Origin of the sequence: Levilactobacillus angrenensis, assembly GCF_003946085.1 — a bacterium.
Taxonomy (GTDB): Bacteria; Bacillota; Bacilli; order Lactobacillales; family Lactobacillaceae; genus Levilactobacillus; species Levilactobacillus angrenensis.
This window is the reverse complement of the sequence record NZ_RHOB01000009.1, coordinates 31,473-50,796: the sequence shown is the minus strand read 5'-3', so window position 1 is coordinate 50,796 and position 19,324 is coordinate 31,473. Positions and strand designations below refer to the sequence as shown.

General features: G+C 51.3%; 19 protein-coding genes and 1 pseudogene. 15 read left to right on the top strand and 5 right to left on the bottom strand.

The window, feature by feature from the left end; all coding sequences use genetic code 11:
* Nucleotides 1-74 precede the first annotated feature (74 nt).
* The 9 genes from dnaJ to EKM83_RS06795 all read left to right on the top strand — a co-directional run bounded on the left by dnaJ (nucleotide 75) and on the right by EKM83_RS06795 (nucleotide 9,259).
* On the top strand, nucleotides 75-1,223 hold the full coding sequence (gene dnaJ, locus EKM83_RS06840) for a molecular chaperone DnaJ (RefSeq protein ID WP_125575890.1): 1,149 nt from the start codon (nucleotides 75-77) through the stop codon (nucleotides 1,221-1,223).
* Between the two features lie 303 nt (nucleotides 1,224-1,526).
* Nucleotides 1,527-1,676 carry a teichoic acid D-Ala incorporation-associated protein DltX gene (locus tag EKM83_RS06835; RefSeq protein ID WP_125575889.1) on the top strand — a complete coding sequence of 50 codons (150 nt, stop codon included), beginning with the start codon at nucleotides 1,527-1,529 and terminating at the stop codon, nucleotides 1,674-1,676.
* A 59-nt stretch (nucleotides 1,677-1,735) separates the two neighbouring features.
* Nucleotides 1,736-3,262, top strand: a complete 1,527-nt coding sequence (gene dltA, locus EKM83_RS06830; RefSeq protein ID WP_125575888.1) for a D-alanine--poly(phosphoribitol) ligase subunit DltA — start codon at nucleotides 1,736-1,738, stop codon at nucleotides 3,260-3,262.
* A complete protein-coding gene (dltB, locus tag EKM83_RS06825) occupies nucleotides 3,262-4,470 on the top strand; it encodes a D-alanyl-lipoteichoic acid biosynthesis protein DltB (RefSeq protein WP_125575887.1) in 1,209 nt (402 codons plus the stop codon). Before dltA ends, dltB begins: the two co-directional genes overlap by 1 nt.
* A gap of 41 nt (nucleotides 4,471-4,511) precedes the next feature.
* Entirely contained in the window at nucleotides 4,512-4,745 is a 234-nt protein-coding gene (dltC, locus tag EKM83_RS06820) for a D-alanine--poly(phosphoribitol) ligase subunit DltC (protein WP_125575886.1), read from the top strand.
* Between the two features lie 3 nt (nucleotides 4,746-4,748).
* Nucleotides 4,749-6,038 (top strand): D-alanyl-lipoteichoic acid biosynthesis protein DltD, encoded by a 1,290-nt coding sequence (gene dltD, locus EKM83_RS06815; RefSeq protein WP_125575885.1) that lies wholly within the window; start codon nucleotides 4,749-4,751, stop codon nucleotides 6,036-6,038.
* Nucleotides 6,039-6,147: 109 nt separating this feature from the next.
* Nucleotides 6,148-7,980: a translation elongation factor 4 gene (lepA, locus tag EKM83_RS06810; RefSeq protein WP_125575884.1), complete on the top strand. Its 1,833-nt coding sequence runs from the start codon at nucleotides 6,148-6,150 to the stop codon at nucleotides 7,978-7,980.
* Nucleotides 7,981-8,610: 630 nt separating this feature from the next.
* Nucleotides 8,611-8,847, top strand: a complete 237-nt coding sequence (locus EKM83_RS06800) for a hypothetical protein (protein ID WP_125575883.1) — start codon at nucleotides 8,611-8,613, stop codon at nucleotides 8,845-8,847.
* Between the two features lie 163 nt (nucleotides 8,848-9,010).
* On the top strand, nucleotides 9,011-9,259 hold the full coding sequence (locus EKM83_RS06795) for a hypothetical protein (protein ID WP_125575882.1): 249 nt from the start codon (nucleotides 9,011-9,013) through the stop codon (nucleotides 9,257-9,259).
* A gap of 100 nt (nucleotides 9,260-9,359) precedes the next feature.
* Here the strand turns inward: EKM83_RS06795 and EKM83_RS06790 are convergent, their stop codons facing one another.
* The 5 genes and pseudogenes from EKM83_RS06790 to mscL form a co-directional block, all read right to left on the bottom strand.
* The gene (locus EKM83_RS06790) at nucleotides 9,360-9,722 is read right to left on the bottom strand and encodes a hypothetical protein (protein ID WP_125575881.1); all 363 of its coding nucleotides are present in this window, start codon (nucleotides 9,720-9,722) and stop codon (nucleotides 9,360-9,362) included.
* A gap of 225 nt (nucleotides 9,723-9,947) precedes the next feature.
* A complete protein-coding gene (locus EKM83_RS06785) occupies nucleotides 9,948-10,199 on the bottom strand; it encodes a hypothetical protein (RefSeq protein ID WP_125575880.1) in 252 nt (83 codons plus the stop codon).
* Nucleotides 10,200-10,259: 60 nt separating this feature from the next.
* Complete coding sequence (locus EKM83_RS06780; RefSeq protein ID WP_125575879.1) at nucleotides 10,260-11,111, bottom strand: DNA/RNA non-specific endonuclease; 852 nt, start codon at nucleotides 11,109-11,111, stop codon at nucleotides 10,260-10,262.
* Nucleotide 11,112: 1 nt separating this feature from the next.
* A pseudogene (locus EKM83_RS13615) lies at nucleotides 11,113-11,256 on the bottom strand (sunset domain-containing protein); the annotation flags it as partial.
* A 1,027-nt stretch (nucleotides 11,257-12,283) separates the two neighbouring features.
* Nucleotides 12,284-12,661 (bottom strand): large-conductance mechanosensitive channel protein MscL, encoded by a 378-nt coding sequence (mscL, locus tag EKM83_RS06770; protein ID WP_125575877.1) that lies wholly within the window; start codon nucleotides 12,659-12,661, stop codon nucleotides 12,284-12,286.
* Nucleotides 12,662-12,855: 194 nt separating this feature from the next.
* On the opposite strand from mscL, the gene EKM83_RS06765 reads away from it, so the two are divergent.
* The 6 genes from EKM83_RS06765 (at nucleotide 12,856) to EKM83_RS06740 (ending at nucleotide 19,322) form a co-directional block, all read left to right on the top strand.
* The gene (locus EKM83_RS06765) at nucleotides 12,856-13,251 is read left to right on the top strand and encodes an iron-sulfur cluster biosynthesis family protein (RefSeq protein ID WP_125575876.1); all 396 of its coding nucleotides are present in this window, start codon (nucleotides 12,856-12,858) and stop codon (nucleotides 13,249-13,251) included.
* A gap of 281 nt (nucleotides 13,252-13,532) precedes the next feature.
* The gene (locus EKM83_RS06760) at nucleotides 13,533-13,853 is read left to right on the top strand and encodes a hypothetical protein (protein ID WP_125575875.1); all 321 of its coding nucleotides are present in this window, start codon (nucleotides 13,533-13,535) and stop codon (nucleotides 13,851-13,853) included.
* A gap of 1,101 nt (nucleotides 13,854-14,954) precedes the next feature.
* The gene (gene prmA, locus EKM83_RS06755; protein WP_125575874.1) at nucleotides 14,955-15,905 is read left to right on the top strand and encodes a 50S ribosomal protein L11 methyltransferase; all 951 of its coding nucleotides are present in this window, start codon (nucleotides 14,955-14,957) and stop codon (nucleotides 15,903-15,905) included.
* Between the two features lie 3 nt (nucleotides 15,906-15,908).
* Entirely contained in the window at nucleotides 15,909-16,658 is a 750-nt protein-coding gene (locus tag EKM83_RS06750) for a 16S rRNA (uracil(1498)-N(3))-methyltransferase (protein ID WP_125575873.1), read from the top strand.
* A 66-nt stretch (nucleotides 16,659-16,724) separates the two neighbouring features.
* On the top strand, nucleotides 16,725-17,060 hold the full coding sequence (locus tag EKM83_RS06745) for a hypothetical protein (protein ID WP_125575872.1): 336 nt from the start codon (nucleotides 16,725-16,727) through the stop codon (nucleotides 17,058-17,060).
* A 27-nt stretch (nucleotides 17,061-17,087) separates the two neighbouring features.
* A complete protein-coding gene (locus EKM83_RS06740) occupies nucleotides 17,088-19,322 on the top strand; it encodes a RelA/SpoT family protein (protein WP_125575871.1) in 2,235 nt (744 codons plus the stop codon).
* The last annotated feature ends 2 nt before the right edge of the window (nucleotides 19,323-19,324 follow it).

Genomic DNA, 19,324 nt, shown 5'->3' with positions numbered 1-19,324 from the left:
GCTTTGGCTTTTTGTTTCGAGTATGCTATTCTTACTAGTAGCGAAAATTATCGGGTTTGATTGGGAGGAAAAAGATGGCGGAAACGGACTTATATGGCGTACTAGGCGTCGCAAAAGATGCCAGTCAAGCAGAAATCAAAAAGGCCTATCGGAAATTATCAAAGAAGTATCACCCAGACTTAAACAAGGCACCAGACGCGGCGGAAAAATTTAAAGCCGTGCAGGATGCTTATGACGTCTTGGGTGACGAACAAAAACGGGCCAACTATGACCAGTATGGTTCCGCAGACGGTGCCCAAGGCGGCTTCGGTGGTTTTGGCGGCGGTCAACAGGGCGGTTTCGGCGGCTTTGGTGGCGGCGGTGGCTTCGACGACATCTTCAACCAATTCTTTGGCGGTGGTGGCGGTCAACGGAACCCGAACGCCCCACGGCCGGGTCGCGACCTGCAGTACCAAATGGACTTGAAGTTTGAGGAGGCCATTTTCGGGAAGAAGACCAAGATCAAGTACAACCGGGAAGCCCAATGCCACACCTGTGGTGGTAACGGGGCCAAGCCGGGGACTTCACCGGTCACCTGTCATCAATGTGGCGGGTCTGGTTACGTGACGACCGAAACCAACACACCGTTGGGCCGGATGCGTAGCCAACAGCCTTGCCCGGTTTGTCACGGTACGGGTCAAGAAATCAAGGAAAAGTGCCCAACTTGTGGCGGGTCTGGTCACGAAGAAGAACGGCATGAAGTTGAAGTCACGATTCCTGCTGGGGTCGATGACGGTCAACAAATGCGCTTACAGGGTCAAGGTGAAGCCGGTCGCAATGGCGGTGGCTACGGTGACCTGTTCATTATCTTCCAAGTGGAACCGAGTCGTGACTTCCGCCGAGATGGCACGGAAATCTACTTTGATCAAGACCTGTCCTTTATCCAGGCGACCCTGGGTGATGACGTGACGGTCAAGACGGTTCACGGTAACGTGAAGTTAAAGATTCCTGCCGGCACGCAGAGTGGGACCACCTTCCGTTTGAAGGGCAAAGGTGCCCCCCGGTTACGCGGCAATGGCAATGGTGACGAACACGTCACAGTCAAGGTCTTGACGCCGAAGAACCTGAACAAAGGGCAGCGGGATGCCTTACGTGACTTTGCTAAGGCCAGTGGCGAGACGGTCACGGGCAGTGGCAAAGGAAACTTATTTAACAAAATGCGCGATAAATTCAACGAAAATTAATTGCACGATAAAAACGTGTATATAGTTGATATATCAAGGTTGCTGAAGGTTTTCAGCAACCTTTTTTGTGCCCCAAAATGACTGTTGCCCGCGAAAAAAGAAAAGAAAGGCTTAAGGTTGAGTGAGGTTGTTTGCAATCCGGTTTTGGCAATGATATTCTCAAAACATAAGGAGCGTGGTTGGGACCACGAACTCCGCGCTTAACTAAGTCGATTCGTCGGGGAAGTTGCTGACTTAGTTAAGGGGATGTACGGACGTCGACTTTGGGGGCGAATCGGTCGACAAACTTTGGGGGTGATTTTCATGAGAGCAAAGTGGCTGGCGATTTGGCATCAGCCAGTGGTCGCATTTATTGGCTGGACCTTATTCTACTTTGTAATTTTGATGGCATTAGTTTATTTATACGGATACAGTGGTTTGAATAGTTCTACATTTATTTACAACGAGTTCTAGTTGAGGGGTCAACTAACATGCGCGTAGCTAGGAGAAAACAATCTTTGGGGGGACAGAGTATGATTAGAGACATGATTACGGCCATGGATCACTGGGCGCTCCAAGACCCGGAACGGTTAGCTTACGATGATCTAGGCCACACGAACACTTACGGGGAGCTCAAACAGCGTTCAGATGCGCTGGCAGCACATTTGGATAACATGGCATTACCCGCTCACGCACCAATCATGGTGTACGGCGGCCAAACATTTGACATGATGGCGACCTTCTTAGGAATCGTTAAGAGCGGTCACGCTTACGTTCCAATCGACACGCATTCACCAGTCGAACGAATCACAACGATCAATGACATCGCGCATCCCGCCGCAGCGATTGCGGTGAGCGCCTTGCCAACGACCTTGGGTGACACGCCGATTATTGACGGGTCAACGTTGAATACGATTTTTGACCAGCACGTAGACTACCAGGTCACGCACGGGGTCAGCGGGGATGAAACGTATTACATCATCTTCACGTCCGGGACGACCGGGAAGCCAAAAGGGGTGCAGATTTCCCATACCAACCTCTTGAGCTACGTCAACTGGATGTTGAGTGATGATTTCAAGTTGCCACAGGCACCACGTACGTTGTCACAAGCACCATATTCGTTTGACCTGTCCGTGATGGATTGGGGACCAACCTTGGCCGCTGGCGGCACGCTGGTCGCCTTGCCGAAGCAAGTAACGGATAACTTCAAGGCATTGTTTGAAACGCTGCCTACGATGAATCTGAACGTCTGGGTCTCCACGCCATCCTTCGTTGATATTTGCCTGATGGAACCGACTTTTGACGCGAGTCACTACCCGAACCTGAGTCGCTTCCTCTTCTGTGGCGAAGAATTGACCCACGCGACGGCTAGCAACCTGCACCAACGGTTCCCGAAGGCCCGCATCTTCAACACGTACGGACCAACGGAAACTACGGTGGCGGTGACCCAAGTCGAAATCACCGAACAGATTTTGGCTGATTACCCGCGGTTGCCAATCGGCTACACCAAGGACGATACCCGCATCACGGTGGTCGATGATCAGTTACATCCGCTGCCGGCGGGAACTGAAGGCGAATTGCTGATTAGTGGACCGTCGATGTCCAAAGGATACCTGAACAATCCGGAAAAGACGGCTAAAGCCTTCATCAAGATGGCAGGCAAGACCGTTTACCGCTCCGGAGACTTAGGCGTACAGCTGGACAACGGCTTGATCATGTACCGGGGCCGGACGGATTTCCAAATCAAATTACACGGCTACCGCATCGAGCTGGAAGAAGTGAACCACTACCTGTCACAAGAGGATCACATTCAGGTCGGCGTCGCGGTACCGCGCTACGATCGTAACCACAAGGTGAGTCAGTTGATTGCCTGGATCGTCCCGGCAACACATGAATTTACCAATGAATTAGACTTGACCAAGGCGATCAAGGAGAATTTACAAGGTGGCGACATGATGGCATACATGATTCCACAGCGATTCGTTTACAAGGAAAGCCTACCGATGACCCCCAACGGCAAGGTTGATATCAAATCTATTATTGCCGAGGTCAATCAGTAATGTTGTCATTTGAACCGTACGGCAACCCAACGTATTTCGCCTTGTTGGGCGTGGCGTTACTGCCACTGATGATTGGTCTTCTGTACGGCAAACGGTCACGCCTGTACGAAACGTTGATCTCAATCTTCTTTCTGGTCTTAACCTTTGGCGGTCCCAAGTGGACGCAAGGGGTGGCCTTGATCATCTACATTTTGTACGAAGTGGCGTTGACTTGGGGGTATGCCGTTTACCGGAAGCACCAAAATTCCGGGCCGATATTTTACTTGATGGTGATTCTGGCCATCGCGCCATTGGCGGTCGTGAAAGTCACACCGGCCGTCGAAAATGGCCAGGCGTCGCTGATTGGCTTCCTGGGGATCAGTTACCTGACGTTCCGGGCGGTCCAGACCATGATGGAAACGCGGGATGGCACGCTGAAGGATTATCAAGTCATGACCTTCCTGCAGTTCATGCTGTTCTTCCCGACTATCTCATCTGGACCGATTGACCGGTACCGGCGTTTTGAAGCCGATTACCGCTCGGTGCCGGACCGGGAGAAATACCTGGGGATGGTCCAAAAGGGGATTCGCTACATCTTCGTCGGGTTCTTGTATAAGTTTATCTTAGCTTACTACTTTGGCACGATGTTGATGCCGAAACTTCAGCTGATGGCGATGCATGCTCGCGGGGGCTTCTTGGATCTATCCTGGCCAGTGCTCGGGTACATGTACGCTTACAGTGCCGACTTGTTCTTTGACTTCGCCGGATACTCATTGTTCGCCGTGGGAACGTCTTACATTATGGGCATTGCCACGCCAATGAACTTCAAGCAACCCTGGCGTTCACCGAACATCAAGGACTTCTGGAATCGTTGGCACATTACGTTGTCCTTCTGGTTCCGGGACTTCATCTATATGCGACTGGTCTTTTGGTTCATGAAACACAAGATCTTCAAAAAGCCAACCACCACGGCTAACGTCACTTATATCATCAACATGTTGGTCATGGGGTTCTGGCACGGGGTCACGTGGTATTACATCACGTACGGCTTGTTCCACGGGTGCGCCTTGGTCATCAATGATACTTGGTTGCGTTACAAGAAAAAGCACCGGGCCAGCGTGCCACACAATGGCTTTACGCAAGTGTTTGCCATCTTCTTGACGGCGAACATGGTCTGCTTCAGCTTCCTGATTTTCTCAGGTCTGCTGGATAAATTATGGTTTCACTAATTAAGAATAGGGATTTCAATTTCATTTAGGGGGAAATTATCATGGATATCAAACAAACTGTATTGGACATTTTAAACGACTTAACGGGGAGCGACGTCAGCGGGGCAATGGACGACAACCTGTTCGACAGTGGCCTGATGGACTCCATGGGGTCTGTCCAACTGTTATTACAACTGCAAAGCCAATTAGGGGTCAACGTGCCCGTTTCTGAATTTGAGCGGTCAGAGTGGGACACGCCCAACAAGATCATCGCGAAAGTCGAAAGCCTGGCCTAGCCAATGGCAAAGCGTTTACTACGGATCTTTGGTCCGTTAATACTCGCGGCAATTCTGGTTTTTGCGGTGCTAGCCATGCCCGTGACCTTCGGCTTTAGCCACGTGAGCGCGGCTCAGGAGCGGCAAGCCGCCGTCTCCTTATCGCCCAACGTTTTACGGGGCAAGCACATGAAGGAAGAGGCGTTAAAGGACGGGTACGTGCCGTTCTTCGGGTCTTCCGAGTGGTCACGAATCGATCCCATGCATCCGTCCGTCCTGGCACAAAAGTACCGGCGTTCATACCGTCCGTTCCTGTTGGGAGCGCGGGGTTCGCAATCATTGACGCAGTACTTTGTGATGCAAAACATCCAAGGGGAACTGCGCAATAAAAAAGCGGTCTTCGTGATTTCACCCCAATGGTTCGTGAAGGACGGGACGCGTAAGGATGCGTTTGGGTTCTACTACTCTCAATTGCAGACGGCCGAGTGGTTGACCCACTTCCGCCACGATGCGATTGATCAGTATGCGGCTCAGCGACTCTTACAGATGCCGGTAGCCAAGTCCGATCACTTCATTTACGCTTCCCTGCAACGGGTGGCTAAGGGTGAAAAACTGACGGACTTCCAGCATTTCTACCTGCAGACGCGTAAGAATATGTTGACGCAAGAAGATCAGTTCTTCTCTGGCATTGACTTACCATCGCAAAACCTGAACCGAGTGAACCAGCAAGCCAAGCAGTTACCCACTCATTATTCCTACTCGGCACTGGATGCACTGGGCGGTCGGTTAGGAAAGGCCGCTACGAGTGATAACCGATTCCACATTAGCGATAAATTTTACCATCAAGGGTTACAAAAGGAACTGAAGACGGGTAAGCTCAAGAACTTCCAAAAGGACTTGTCCTACACGAAGTCGCCTGAGTTCGCTGACTTCCAGTTATGTTTGGATCAATTCGCCCGGCTGCACACCAATGTACTGTTCATCATTCCGCCAATCAATGGCAAATGGCAGAAGTACACGGGCTTATCAGCCACGATGCTCAAGCAATTTGATCAGAAGATTCACTATCAACTGCAATCGCAAGGGTTCAACAACATCGTTGACCTCAGCAACAAGGGGAACGTGCCATATTTCATGACCGACACGATTCACTTGGGCTGGCGCGGGTGGTTGGCCGTTGATCAACGGGTCAATCCGTTCTTGAGCAAGACCCAAAAGCAACCCCACTACACCATCAGTGATAAGTTCTATTCCACCAAGTGGCAGAACTTAGCGCCAACTGATTTGCAACAATACGCAGCAGAAACCAAATAGCCCAACGAAGCAGGCCTTCTCGTAAGCGGGGACCTGCTTTTAGTTTGTGCTTCGCCAAGATGGTTGGTATAATTGTCAAGAATGGCGTTTAAGAAAGTAGGAAATCAACATGGATCTTGAGAAATTAAAAAACCATCAAAAATATATTCGGAATTTTTCCATTGTGGCGCACATTGACCACGGAAAGTCCACGATTGCGGACCGAATCTTGGAATTGACCGATACCATCTCCAAACGCGACATGCAAGATCAAGTGTTGGATAACATGGACCTTGAGCGTGAACGCGGTATTACCATTAAATTAAACGCGGTTGAATTGACGTATCACGCCAAGGACGGCCACGACTATGAATTTCACCTGATTGATACTCCCGGCCACGTCGACTTCTCTTATGAGGTCTCACGGAGCCTGGCCGCCTGTGAAGGGGCCATCTTGGTCGTCGATGCTGCCCAAGGGGTCGAAGCCCAGACGCTGGCCAACGTGTACCTGGCGTTAGATGATGACCTGGAAATCGTGCCGGTCGTCAATAAGATTGACTTGCCAGCAGCGGACCCGGATAAGGTCAAAAAAGAAATCGAAGACGTGATTGGCTTAGATGCCTCCGACGCCGTCTTGGCCAGTGCCAAGCAGGGTATCGGGATTCCAGAACTGTTGGAACAGATTGTCCACAAGGTTCCGGCACCAACGGGTCAGTTGGACGCACCGTTGAAGGCCCTGGTCTTTGATTCCGTTTACGATGATTACCGCGGGGTCGTTTTGAGCGTGCGGCTCTTTGAAGGTACCGTTCAACCAGGCGATAAGATTCGGCTGATGAACAGCGGCAGTGAATACGAAGTCACCGAAGTCGGGGTCAACTCACCCAAGCCAATTTCGCGGGACTACCTGATTGCCGGTGACGTGGGTTACATCACGGCCAGCATCAAGGACATCACGGATACCCGGGTCGGGGATACTGTCACCAATGCCGAAGACCCAGCCGAAAAGGCGCTCCCCGGTTACCGGGAAATGAGTCCCATGGTCTACGCCGGACTCTATCCCACCGACAACGCCAAGCTGAACGATTTGCGAGAAGCCTTGGAAAAGTTGAAGTTGAACGATGCCGCCTTGGAATTTGAACCCGAAGCTTCGCAGGCCTTAGGGTTCGGGTTCCGGTGCGGGTTCTTGGGGATGCTCCACATGGACGTCATCCAGGAACGGCTGGAACGCGAATTCAATTTGGACCTGATCACCACGGCACCATCAGTAACGTACCATGCGTACTTGACGGACGGGGGGATGACGGAGGTCGAAAACCCGGCGGAAATGCCGGAAGCTTCAGCAATCAAGCGTATCGAAGAGCCCATCGTCAAGGCGACCATCATGGCGCCTAATGAGTACGTGGGCGCGGTCATGGAGCTGTGCCAACACCGTCGGGGGCAATTCCTGACGATGGAGTACCTGGACGATTACCGGGTCAACATCATTTACAACATGCCGCTGTCAGAAATCATCTTTGACTTCTTTGATAAATTAAAATCCAGCACGCGGGGTTACGCTTCACTGGATTATGAACGCAGTGGCTACCAAGAAGCCGACCTGGTCAAAATTGATATCCTGCTGAACGGCGACAAGGTCGATGCCCTGAGCTTCATTGCGCACCGGACCTTCGCCGCACAACGGGGCCGCGAGATTGCTTCCCGGCTGAAGGGCATCATTCCTCGCCAAAACTTCGAAATCCCGGTTCAAGCCGCTATCGGCGCTAAGATCATTGCCAGAACCACGATCAAGGCCTACCGGAAGGACGTGACCGCCAAGCTCTACGGTGGTGACCGTACCCGGCGGATGAAATTGCTGGAGAAGCAAAAAGTTGGGAAGAAACGCATGAAGGCTGTGGGGAAAGTGGATATCCCGCAGGAAGCATTCATGGCTGTTTTGAAGACTGATGAGGATGAAACGAAATAAAAAACGTTGATGTATCAGCGTTTGCGCCACGTGTTGGGTAGTTATATAATGCCTGATGGGTGGCGCTTTTTGTGCTTTTCCCACGTAAATTAATTAATGATAGATCATTATCTCAAGGTTGTGGTACGTAGAAACTTTTCATGTGGCTCGTCTACGTTTAAGGAGATTGACGATATAAAAAAAGGCAATTTATCCGGATATTTTTAGCCGAGACGGGGATTATATTTTTGGTCGGCTTCCCAATCTTCCGGATGGCTTCACCCAAGGTAATGACGCCTTAGATACCGTAACTATGACTGAGGATTTGATTGGTAACTTGCTGGAAGACTAAACGGAATATCCTAAGCCATCAGCCCCCCAAAAAAAAATGTTGCCTTAAAGGACGGCGAATCCTAGGTCCACAATTCTGTCGACTTAGCTGAATTTCAAATCAAGTGTTCATGGGCGGTGCGCAAGAACGTGACGATTCCTGAATACCTGGATGTGGTGGTTAAGAAGCGGAAAATAAGCGTTTCGCAGTTGCTGACGGAAACGGTGCGAGCAAAACTAGAAGTGTAATTTCACATAGTGATCGATGAACTATTTATGAGTAAAAGGATGCTTTGAGAAAAATGAAAAGAGGGATGACCAGTGATTAGGCTTTGGCAGCTTTCAGATGATGGTGATATCGTGGAATTTAAGTCTCAGGTTGAAGATGAGGAGCAAACAGAGATTGTGATGTACAGTCGAAGTAGGGCTGCGATAAAATTCAATTCTCGACTAATTGATGAATACGCTAAAATGTATCACTCTCAGCTTAGGTTTGCGTTATTCAAAATGGGGAAAGCTGACGAATTTCCTAAGCAGTATACGATTGCCTGGTTTTAAATTAAGATTTTTCTATTAGTGAACGCTTCGCAATTATTTCCCCGTTCGTTCAGAAATCAACCTATCCAGCCAAGCCCCAGCGCGTGCAGGGCAGGGCTCTTCGGTGGTACGCTACCAGTATCTTTATAACTGCTGGCTCGTGTTGTTGAAGGGGGAGTACCCAATGACTAAAGGATTGGCGTTTCAATTTCATAACGGACCGATTGGTTTTTTGGACCATTTAGCCAAAGTGATTGATGACCTGGACGATACGGATATCGAATTATTGGAGCGGATATGTAACTGGTCATGGACGAATGATTGTGTGATTCCAGCTGGGGAACTGCCGATGTCACCGCAAGAAGTGGCGCTGCGACTGAATAAATTAGAAGATTTAGAACTGATTGACCTGGGGGTCCGGGTACAGGTCTAGAAAAAAGGACCGGGATGGCGGTGAACGTCATCCTGGTCCTTTTATGCAAAAAGTCAGCGTTGCCGCTGACCGTAAGATTCTTAATTAATTATCCGCCAAACTATTCTCGCTCAGCATCTTCCGCCAGTTCCAACCAAATGGTCAGCGGTGAGGGGATATAATCCGGCCATTGCTCCATCTTAGTGGCACACCGGTCCAGCAGGTGGCTCTTGCCATCCGTGGCGAGGTCTTCGAACACCGTGAGCGCTTGGACGTTGTCTTCCAAGTCGACCTTGAGCGTCGGGGCACTATGCCGCCATTCTTCGACCAAGTCCTGGTAGATGACGATGCGGCGAGCCTGCAGAATCGTGTAATCTACCCCCTCCACGTGAAGTTGCTTCGTGAATAGATCATACTCATCAAAGACTGCCGTTTGGGCCCGTTGCCAATCCGTTTCAGTAAATTCCTGTGCTTGTTCTTTCATTTTCCGTCGACCTCTAGATTCACTAAAATAAGTTACGTTTAAATCTTTTAAAATTCCCGCGCTATCTTAAGAAAATCGTATCTCTCAATAGTATAGCATTTTCAACTGAAATAGTAAGCGTTGTTTTAGACCAGCGCCTCATTTTTAGCAAAAGGCAAGGGACAGAAGGCGGTTATCAGAGACAAAAAAGGAGTTCGGGTGGTTTATCCCAAACTCCTGTGGCGGTTATTTTTCCCAACCGCACAACGAATAATGATGGTGCTTCGCCCATTTTTTAGTTACGTGCTTGAGCTTGCCGGCGTGATTCAAGCCGCGACAGGCCTTGGTGTAGTGGTAGCGGTGACCGTGGTGCGGGGCGATCCAGACCTTAACTGCCTTGGCTTGGGCGTCAGGGATGGGGGTAGTCAGTGGTTCAACGACGCCGCCTAAAGTAAAGGTGACGGCAATGATGGCAACTGCTTTGCGCAGGTTTTTCATGGTGAAACGCCTCCTTGGATGGGAATCTCAGCTTTTAGCGTCTTCAGGATTGGACCGAGGTTAACTAGCGTGACTATAGCCGGTGGCGTAGTCAATCGTGTAACCCGGTTCGACATTGAAAATGTAAACGTTGAAATGAATCGCGTTTGATTCCAATGACTGCGCCCGCATGTGAACACCGCGCGCGACCAGTTCATTGCCCCGGAAGACCGGGGTCACGGTATAACGAACGTAGTGCTTGGCGCTGGCGTGGAGGTACGTGGCAATGTCCATTTCGTTGTGTAACATTAGGGGATTGTTCAACGTCCGCGTCCCGGTCATCAGATTTTTCGGATTGTTATTTTGCCCGGTAAATTGGTAACCGATGAGATGACTACGGTTGTAAAGCCAGCCGTGATGCGTCCGCTTGTTGTGCCAACCGGTGGGATCGACGGTCAGGGCTTCGCGTTGCGCACTAGGCATCAGGGACTGATTCAACAATGCCGCGGCCCCGGTGACCCGGTTCAAGTGGTCCAGTGCGTGATAGGTCTGCCAAGCCCCATGAGCCTTAGACAATTGCTTAGTCGTAAAGCCAGGGTTATTGTGCTTCAACGTGATTTCCTGTTGGCCCGCGTAAGTCCGGTTGGCCAATGCGGGTTGGGCCTGCGTCCGTGGCGTAGCGGCCTTCGTTTTGGCCCGTTGCTTGAGCTTAGCCCGCTTGTGGTCGAGGGTCTGTTGGTCACTTGCCAACTTAGCGGCCGTTGCGGAATTTTGCCGCTCCAGTCGTTGGGCCTTTTTCTGCGGCTGATGGTCGTAAACGACCTTGGTACTCGTCTGCTTGGCGGTCGCGCTGGCATTGTTGCGTGCGCAACCACTTAAGCCGACCATGCCGAGAGTGAGTAGGATGAGGGTACTGATCAATAATTTTTTCATCTTAACGTAGCGCCTTTCTGTAACCGGCCGCTTGGGCCTGAGCTTCCGTCTGGAAATAAACGGCATTACGACTGTTCATGTGATAGCCGGCCTGACCGGGAACGTGGTAAATTTTGGAGTTCTTGTTGCCAATGATCTTGCCAGCGCGGCCGGTCGTCACATCGCCTTTGGTTGCGGTCTGACTGCTAGTTGCGGCAGCGGTGCGACTGGTACGGGTCGCACTACTGGTCTGCGCCGACCGACTAGCCCGCCGACTGGCCGCCGCTGTTTTAGCCGCTTGCTTAGCTACAGATTGACTGCTGGCCGCTTGGGAGCTGGCTACGCGCTGACTGCTAGCAGCCAATGAGCTGGCTTGGTCATCGAGTTTTTGACTAGCTGCTGTTTGCTCACTGACCAGTACCGCTAGCCGGCGTGATTCGGCTTGAGCCTTGGCCAGCCGTTGCGTGCCGACGGGAACCGTTTTGGTCTTGACGGTGGGCTCGGGATGACTGGCAGCCAGGCCCCCGATGCTGCCTAGTAACGCGAAACCCACCAATACGCTCCCCAGTAAACGACGTCGGCGGGGGCCCTTGAAAGCCCAATAGGCTGCTGCGCCCCACAGGATGAGCCAAAGAATTGCGAATAGAATACGATTACTTCCTTCCCCGTAGTTTGCCACTTTGGCAACAATGATTATGTTATCAAATGGTTTTGGTCCACCTCCAATTTTATGAGAAACGCCGCGGGGTCGCAACCCTTAAATTTAATTTTTTTAAAAGATTCAGTTACTTCACGAAAATTTAGGCCAGTATTGCGTATAGTGGTTGAAACTAAGTGTAAAAAAAGACACCAGCTTCCCAAATTTTTTAGGAAAACTGGTGTCACGAATCACTTGCCTAAAGAAAGTAGCATTGAAGCGGTAGTCACTGGAACGACAGTGTGCTGTCCACTAAAAATAGTGAAATCAGGGGCCTACGTCAGCCAGAGATTATCAGCACCATTGTATTAGTCAATGACGGGTTGTCAAATCAGTCGCTACTTGTGGCTAAACCAACTGTTACTAGCACACACTCTAGTTGGCGGACGGTAGGCGGCCATTCCTCACTAGGATACTGTCAACGACTAATTTTTACGCCATGAGTCGCGTGGTGACAATGTTTCTAGCTGACAGCTATCTTTCAACTTTCAGTCACTTACTTTTCTTGTTTCTTTAACAGCTCGACAATTTCTTGCAAATACTTTTCTTCTGTCGATGGCGTTGGTTCGCTGGGTTCTTCGGCTGGCTTAGCCAGTACCTTGTTGAGCAACTTGATCAACAAGAAGACTACGAAGGCGATAATCAAGAAATTAATCACGGAATTGATGAATGCGCCGTAGCGGAAATGCGCACTGCCGACCGTCAAGACCAGATTAGAGAAATCAATGCTGCCCACGAAGATACCGAGCAGTGGGTTGATCAGGTTGGTGACCAATGAATTGACGATGGCCGTGAAAGCAGCCCCGACGATGACCCCAACGGCCAGGTCCATGACGTTGCCGCGGGCGATAAACTCTTTAAATTCTTTTAACACGAATGAAGTGCCTCCTCGAATGAGATTTAAGTCTATTCTTAACGATTTTGTTATAAATTGCAACCAAAACGCGGGGTAGCGTTTTAGATGAAAGCCAAACGCATTTGTACTAAACTAGAGGTAAGTTAATGGGGTAAACGCTAAAGGTGCTGACTCCAGGTAAGTGGCTGTGGATTTGAGAAAAGGGGTACGAGATGGCAGCGATTAAATTAAGTTCCGCCTTGGTAGCGCATTTGAAACAACGACAGCTGGCGGATAAGCAACTCGTGTTGATCACGGATGATGGTGGGGGCAAGTATTCCCTGCAAGGGGGCGCTTGTACGATTGGCACCAACTTCACGCTGATCGTCTTAGACCAGCCGGACCCGGATTACGCGGTGCCGTTGACCAATGCGGCGGGGCTACACTTGTGGACTTCGCCGTATGACTTGGTCTTCTTGGAAACGGGGGTCGCCATGGATTACGGCCAAGGACAGATCTCCCTCAAAGACGACGCTCACGTGCTCGATAACGCGGTTCAAATTGCGGACGGAGCAACGGTACTGGCCGCCTTTGACCGGGGAATGACGCCGAAGGGAACGTCTTGTTAGGGCTAAATAATTTTACCAGCAGAAAATTCTCCTGACGAGATGGTTTCATAAATGCGGAAAGTACGGTACAATATGTAAGTGGTTTCATAATCGTTATTTTCTAGGAACGGGTACTTTCACGAATTGTGAAAAAGCCGCGGTAAATCAAACGTTTTGCTTGCATTCTCCTGGAAAATCAACTATTATCAATTATTGATACATTTTAATGGGTACGGCAACCGAAACGGCCTAGCGTCGTTGCGTCAGCCTAGTAGATTGTCATGATATAGGAGGTGATTACCATGCTGAGTCGAACGAAAGAGTTTTTACGACAACACAATTATCGTTATGAAAAGTCGTATATTCGGCCATTGATGGCGCCAGAGAGCGTCTACGTCTTTAAATTCGGTCAAGAAAATTCGCTCAATAATCGGGTAATCATTCGTTATGGTCACACGTGGACCGGCCGTCAGCGGATCAACGAGATTGATTTGCGACTGCATAAGCAAAAGCATCCCCGTGTGTTTCAAAATGAAGCGGATATGTTAGATTACTTGGAAACGCACCTGGCCCAACGCGAGCAACGTCGTGCGGACCACAAGGACGATGCCGAGAAGGTCTAAGGCCGTTTAAAATTCAGGTTAGCTTTAGTGATGAGCGTCGGACAGCAGTGGTTGTTCGACGCTCTTTTTCTTTTAGGGTCCGGGACAAAACATCCCAGACCCTTTTGCACCAACTTTAAATGGCCGAAACGTGCGCCAAAAGGCGGTCGGTTTCACTTAAAACTGATAACTGAAGGTTGAAAGATGAAAATCAGCTAGAACTATTGTCACTACACGACTGATGGCGAAAAAAATAGTCGTTTACAGCTTCGTAGTTTGCGCTGGCCGCCTACCGTCCGCCAACTATGGGTTGGAACGCGGTGGGCGGACCGGACCGAGCCTGAAAGACGGTCTCGGTCTCGCTTTGAGCCGATAGACCACGTCTCAAAGACGCCAGTTGTCTAAGCGGCATGAAGCGCGCCGCTAAGGCAACTCCCACGGCTGAACCCATATTTGGTGGACTCCCGGCTATAAGTGTGTGTGCTAGTAACAGTTGGTTTAGCCCCAGGTAGCAGTTGATTTCGCAACTAGTCTCTGACTAACACAGTATTGCTGATAATCGCCACTCTTCGCCGGAGGCAGCCAGGGTGGAGCCAGCTGTGTCGACGGTGTTGGCTGAGGCCTTTTCTCAGCCTACAGCGTGGGACGACTTTGGAGACTGGCTGATTTTGTCAGGCTTCAAAGCGAACCGGAAGCCCGCTCCTCAGGCTGGAGGTGTTCCCCAGAGCAGGCGGACTCTCTGGCTGACGCAGGCTCCTGGTTTCACTAATTTTAGCGGATAGAAGACCGTCGTTTCAGGGACTATTGCGTTAATGCTACTTTCAACCTTTAGCACTAGACAAATAATCCAGAATCAAGATTATCCGCCTAGCGCCGTTAATGCTCGCCAGTTAACCGCCTGTTGTCACACTCTTTTTCTTTTGACCGTGATTTTGGCTTTTCTGCGGCATTTCCTCTATAATTAATCGTAGACGTTTCTATCGCGAAAATCTGCGGGTGAAAACTGAAAACGTTGGGGCAAAACGCCTAAACGCTAGCGGGGCGAAACGGGTACCAGCTAGTCGCGGTTGCCCCCGCGCATCATGACCTTTAACTGAAACCCTTACAGGAGGACCAACACATATGCAATGGACCGAAGTCAGTGTCATTACTACCAACGAAGCCGTCGAGGCCGTTAGCAACATCTTACAGGAGGCGGGGGCCAGTGGCGTCAAGATCGAAGACGCCGCCGACTACGCAAACTTAAAGCCGGGGAAATACGGCGAGGTCGTGGATCTGGCCACGATTCCTCACCGGACTAGTGGGGCAGAGATCAGTGCTTACTATCCGGAGACCGTATTTGTACCAGAAATCTTGCCCACCATCAAGCAACGGGTCAGCGACTTGACCAAATTTGGCCTGGACCCAACGCCCGGGACCGTCACGACCAAGGCCGTTGACGATGAGAGCTGGGCCACAGCTTGGCAGAAATACTACCATCCAGTTCGGGTGACACGGTATTTGACCGTGAGCCCAAGCTGGGAGAACTATCAACCAGTTCAAGCTGATGAACACGTGATTCGCTTGGACCCAGGGATGGCCTTTGGGACCGGGACGCATCCGACCACGCGGCTGTCCTTGACGGCACTGGAAATGGTGGTTCGCGGTGGCGAGACCATGTACGATGTCGGCACGGGCTCAGGTGTCTTGAGCATTGCGGCCAAATACTTGGGCGTTAAGCAGATCACGGCGTTTGACCTAGATGAAGTGGCGGTTCGTTCTGCCAAGACCAATCTGGACCTGAACCCAGTCGCCCAAGATATCGTGGCGAAGCCCAATGATTTATTGAAGGGCATTCACCAGCCAGTCGACCTGGTCGTGGCCAACATTTTGGCCGAAATCATCTTGCCACTGATTCCGCAAGCCTGGGAGAACCTGCACGCAGGGGGCTATTTCCTGACGTCCGGTATCATCGCGGATAAGTTAGCCGAAGTCGTGGCCGCGCAGGAAAAGCAAGGCTTCATCATTGATAATATTTTACAAATGAAAGATTGGCGCGGTGTGATTGCGCACAAGCCCACGGAGGATGAATAAGGTATGCAACGGTATTTCTTAGAAACAACGGCGCATGATGGCGACCAGATCAGCCTGACGGCGGCCGTTTACCATCACTGGGTCACGGTGTTGCGAGCCGAAGTGGGCGCCGAAGCCGAATTCGTGGATGCCACGGCTCACCTGTTTCACGGCCGGCTGACGACCCTGGGTGACTCGGCCACGGTCACCTTGACGGCCGTACCGACGCCGCCAGTGGAACTGCCAGTCGACGTGACGATTGTCTGTGGTTTACCCAAGCAAGAAAAGGCGGAGTGGATCACGCAAAAGGCCACGGAACTCGGCGTCGCGCGGGTAATTTTTTACGGGGCCGACTGGTCAGTGGCCAAATGGCAGCCCAACAAGGTCGCTAAAAAGTTAACGCGGCTGACTAAAATCGCCCACGGCGCGGCAGAACAGGCCCACCGGTTGCGCCGTCCAACTGTGAGCTATGCCAAGAACCTCGCAGAAGTCCTCCAGACGCCGTATGACGTTGCGGTAATGGCGTATGAGGAATCGGCCAAACAAGGTGAACAAAGCGCCTTAAACCAGCAGTTACAGGCCGTGACGCCGGGGCAACACCTCTTGGCAATCTTTGGCCCTGAGGGGGGCATCAGTCCCGCCGAAGTCACGCAAGCCCAGGCAACGGGAGCGACTTTAGTGGGCTTGGGCCCGCGGATCTTACGGACCGAAACGGCGCCGCTATACTTTCTAGCGGCGGTGTCCATGGTGCTGGAGCTCCAACAACCCAGATAGGTGGGTGAAATCTCTGCGGAAACATGCTAAAATAGTTGCAATTATTAAGAGAAATGGGTGACAGGGATGGCATTTTTAGAAAAGATTGGCTGGCGCTACTGGGTCCTCGCCATCATCATGGGCGTGGGCTTGCCCGCGCTAGCAACGTTAGTCAGTGTTGGCCCGGTTTGGCGGTTTGGCCTGTGGCTCGTTTTGATCAACGGGTGCTTGGCGATTGGCGTCGGTCGGGTGATTGCTCGCAAGCTCCAGCCGGGTTGGTGGCTGTTGATTTGGCCCGTGATTTATTGCGTGGGTGCCTGGTGGTTCTTACCACGGTACACCCGTTATTTTGCCATTGTTTATGTGTGCCTGTCTTATCTGGCTTACGGGTTAACGCAAGCTAAGATCGAATCGAAATCATAATTTAAAACTAAGGGTGGTGGCGTCCATATGACCAAAGAACGTGTCTGGACGGCTGAAGAAGTAATTGCCAGAGTCGGTAAATATATGAATGCGGAGCACGTGGAGATGGTGGTCAAAGCCTGTCATTTCGCGACGGTTGCCCACCAGGATCAAATCCGGCAGTCTGGTGAACCCTACATCATGCACCCCATTCAGGTGGCGGGCATCCTGGCCGACCTGAACATGGACCCCGAAACGGTGTCCGCCGGCTTTCTCCATGATATCGTCGAAGATACTGGTGTCACGTTGAGCGATGTCCGGGAACTATTTGGCGATGACGTCGCGCTGATTGTCGATGGCGTGACGAAGCTGGGAAAAATTAAATACAAATCGAATCGAGAGCAGTTGGCGGAGAATCACCGTAAGCTGTTGTTAGCGATGTCCAAGGACATTCGGGTCATGATCGTTAAATTGGCTGACCGCCTGCACAACATGCGGACGCTGGAACATTTGCGGCCAGACAAGCAACGTCGCATCGCCAACGAAACGCTGGAAATCTACGCCCCACTGGCCGACCGTTTGGGGATCAGTACCATCAAGTGGGAGCTGGAAGACATTTCGCTACGGTACCTGAACCCGCAACAATACTACCGCATCGTGCATCTGATGAATTCGCGGCGGGACCAACGGGAACAGTACATTGCCGGCGCCATTCAAGATATTAAGAAATCAATCAAGGATTTGAAATTGGACCCGGAGATCTACGGGCGACCCAAGCACATTTACTCCGTTTACCGGAAGATGAAGGACCAGCATAAGCAGTTCAGTCAAATTTATGATTTGCTGGCGATCCGGGTCATCGTCGATACCATTAAGGATTGTTACGCGGTGCTCGGCGCCATTCACTCACAGTGGAAGCCAATGCCTGGCCGGTTCAAGGACTACATTGCGATGCCTAAGGCCAACATGTACCAATCCCTGCACACGACGGTGATTGGACCCGAGGGTAAGCCACTAGAAGTGCAGATTCGGACCAAGGAAATGCACGCGGTGGCTGAATACGGGGTCGCAGCGCACTGGGCTTACAAGGAAGGGGTCACGGACAAGGTTCAAGAGACCAATTCTGGTGACAAACTGAACTTGTTCAAGCACATCATCGAACTACAAGAAGATACCGATGATGCCTCCGACTTCATGGATAGTGTCAAGGGTGAACTCTTTGGGGACCACGTGTATGCCTTTACGCCAAAGGGTGACGTGCTCGAATTGCCGAAGGGGGCCGGGCCGCTGGACATGGCCTACGCCATTCATACCGAGGTCGGTCACCACACCACTGGGGCCACCATCAACGGCAAGATCGTGCCATTGAATTACGAAATCAAGAACGGCGACATCGTGGACATTCGGACCTCCAGTAGCTCAGCGGGGCCGAGTCGAGATTGGCTCAAACTGGTCTCCACGCGGCGGGCCCGCAACAAGATCAAGCAGTTCTTCCGGGCTGCCGACCGCGAACAAAACATCGTGTCTGGTCAGGAAGCCGTGGAACACACGATTCGTGATCTGGGATACGACCCCAAGGGCTTGATGACCAAGGACAATTTGGACAAGGTCACGGCCAAGATGCACTATCAGCATTCGGATGACCTTTTGGCCGCCATTGGGTTTGGCGACCTGCAGCCCCGCGGGGTAGCGAACCGCTTAACGGAAGGTGTTCGGCGCGCCGAAGAGGATGAACGCCGGCGCCAAGAGGAACGCGAGCTACTGGAAGAACACCAGACCATCAAGAACGATTCTGAGAACGAAAAGAAGGATCGCAAGAAGGGCAAGGACTCCGATGGCGTGGTCATCGAGGGTGTTGACAACCTCTTGATCCGCTTGAGTCACTGCTGTTCACCAGTTCCGGGCGATGACATCGTGGGCTACATCACCAAGGGGCGTGGGGTCTCCGTGCACCGCAAGGATTGTCCCAATGTTAGAAATGCCGAGGAAAATGGCGAGCGTTTGGTCGATGTCCGTTGGGGCAACAAGGCCGGCGACAAGACCAATTACAACGCGGATATTGAGGTCCAAGGCTACAACCGCAACGGCTTGTTGAACGACGTCTTACGGACCATTAACAACAACACCAAGTACCTGACGTCAATCAACGGTAAGGTTGACCACAACAAGATGGCGACGATTTCCATCAGTTTAGGCACCCGCGGCCAAGTTGAATTGCAACGCATTTTAGATAACATCAAAAATATTCCGGACGTCTACGTGGTTAAGCGGGCGTTCCATTAAGG

What these genes read in the sequence shown, in the direction of transcription:
- dltA (WP_125575888.1), top strand. Translation starts at nt 1,736, where the DNA reads ATGATTAGAGACATGATTACGGCCATGGATCACTGGGCGCTCCAAGAC.
- EKM83_RS06750 (WP_125575873.1), top strand. Translation starts at nt 15,909, where the DNA reads ATGCAACGGTATTTCTTAGAAACAACGGCGCATGATGGCGACCAGATC.
- EKM83_RS06780 (WP_125575879.1), bottom strand. Translation starts at nt 11,111, where the DNA reads ATGAAAAAATTATTGATCAGTACCCTCATCCTACTCACTCTCGGCATG.
- EKM83_RS06765 (WP_125575876.1), top strand. Translation starts at nt 12,856, where the DNA reads ATGGCAGCGATTAAATTAAGTTCCGCCTTGGTAGCGCATTTGAAACAA.
- EKM83_RS06745 (WP_125575872.1), top strand. Translation starts at nt 16,725, where the DNA reads ATGGCATTTTTAGAAAAGATTGGCTGGCGCTACTGGGTCCTCGCCATC.
- lepA (WP_125575884.1), top strand. Translation starts at nt 6,148, where the DNA reads ATGGATCTTGAGAAATTAAAAAACCATCAAAAATATATTCGGAATTTT.
- dltD (WP_125575885.1), top strand. Translation starts at nt 4,749, where the DNA reads ATGGCAAAGCGTTTACTACGGATCTTTGGTCCGTTAATACTCGCGGCA.
- EKM83_RS06835 (WP_125575889.1), top strand. Translation starts at nt 1,527, where the DNA reads ATGAGAGCAAAGTGGCTGGCGATTTGGCATCAGCCAGTGGTCGCATTT.
- EKM83_RS06790 (WP_125575881.1), bottom strand. Translation starts at nt 9,722, where the DNA reads ATGAAAGAACAAGCACAGGAATTTACTGAAACGGATTGGCAACGGGCC.
- dltB (WP_125575887.1), top strand. Translation starts at nt 3,262, where the DNA reads ATGTTGTCATTTGAACCGTACGGCAACCCAACGTATTTCGCCTTGTTG.
- prmA (WP_125575874.1), top strand. Translation starts at nt 14,955, where the DNA reads ATGCAATGGACCGAAGTCAGTGTCATTACTACCAACGAAGCCGTCGAG.
- EKM83_RS06760 (WP_125575875.1), top strand. Translation starts at nt 13,533, where the DNA reads ATGCTGAGTCGAACGAAAGAGTTTTTACGACAACACAATTATCGTTAT.
- dltC (WP_125575886.1), top strand. Translation starts at nt 4,512, where the DNA reads ATGGATATCAAACAAACTGTATTGGACATTTTAAACGACTTAACGGGG.
- EKM83_RS06795 (WP_125575882.1), top strand. Translation starts at nt 9,011, where the DNA reads ATGACTAAAGGATTGGCGTTTCAATTTCATAACGGACCGATTGGTTTT.
- EKM83_RS06785 (WP_125575880.1), bottom strand. Translation starts at nt 10,199, where the DNA reads ATGAAAAACCTGCGCAAAGCAGTTGCCATCATTGCCGTCACCTTTACT.
- dnaJ (WP_125575890.1), top strand. Translation starts at nt 75, where the DNA reads ATGGCGGAAACGGACTTATATGGCGTACTAGGCGTCGCAAAAGATGCC.
- EKM83_RS06740 (WP_125575871.1), top strand. Translation starts at nt 17,088, where the DNA reads ATGACCAAAGAACGTGTCTGGACGGCTGAAGAAGTAATTGCCAGAGTC.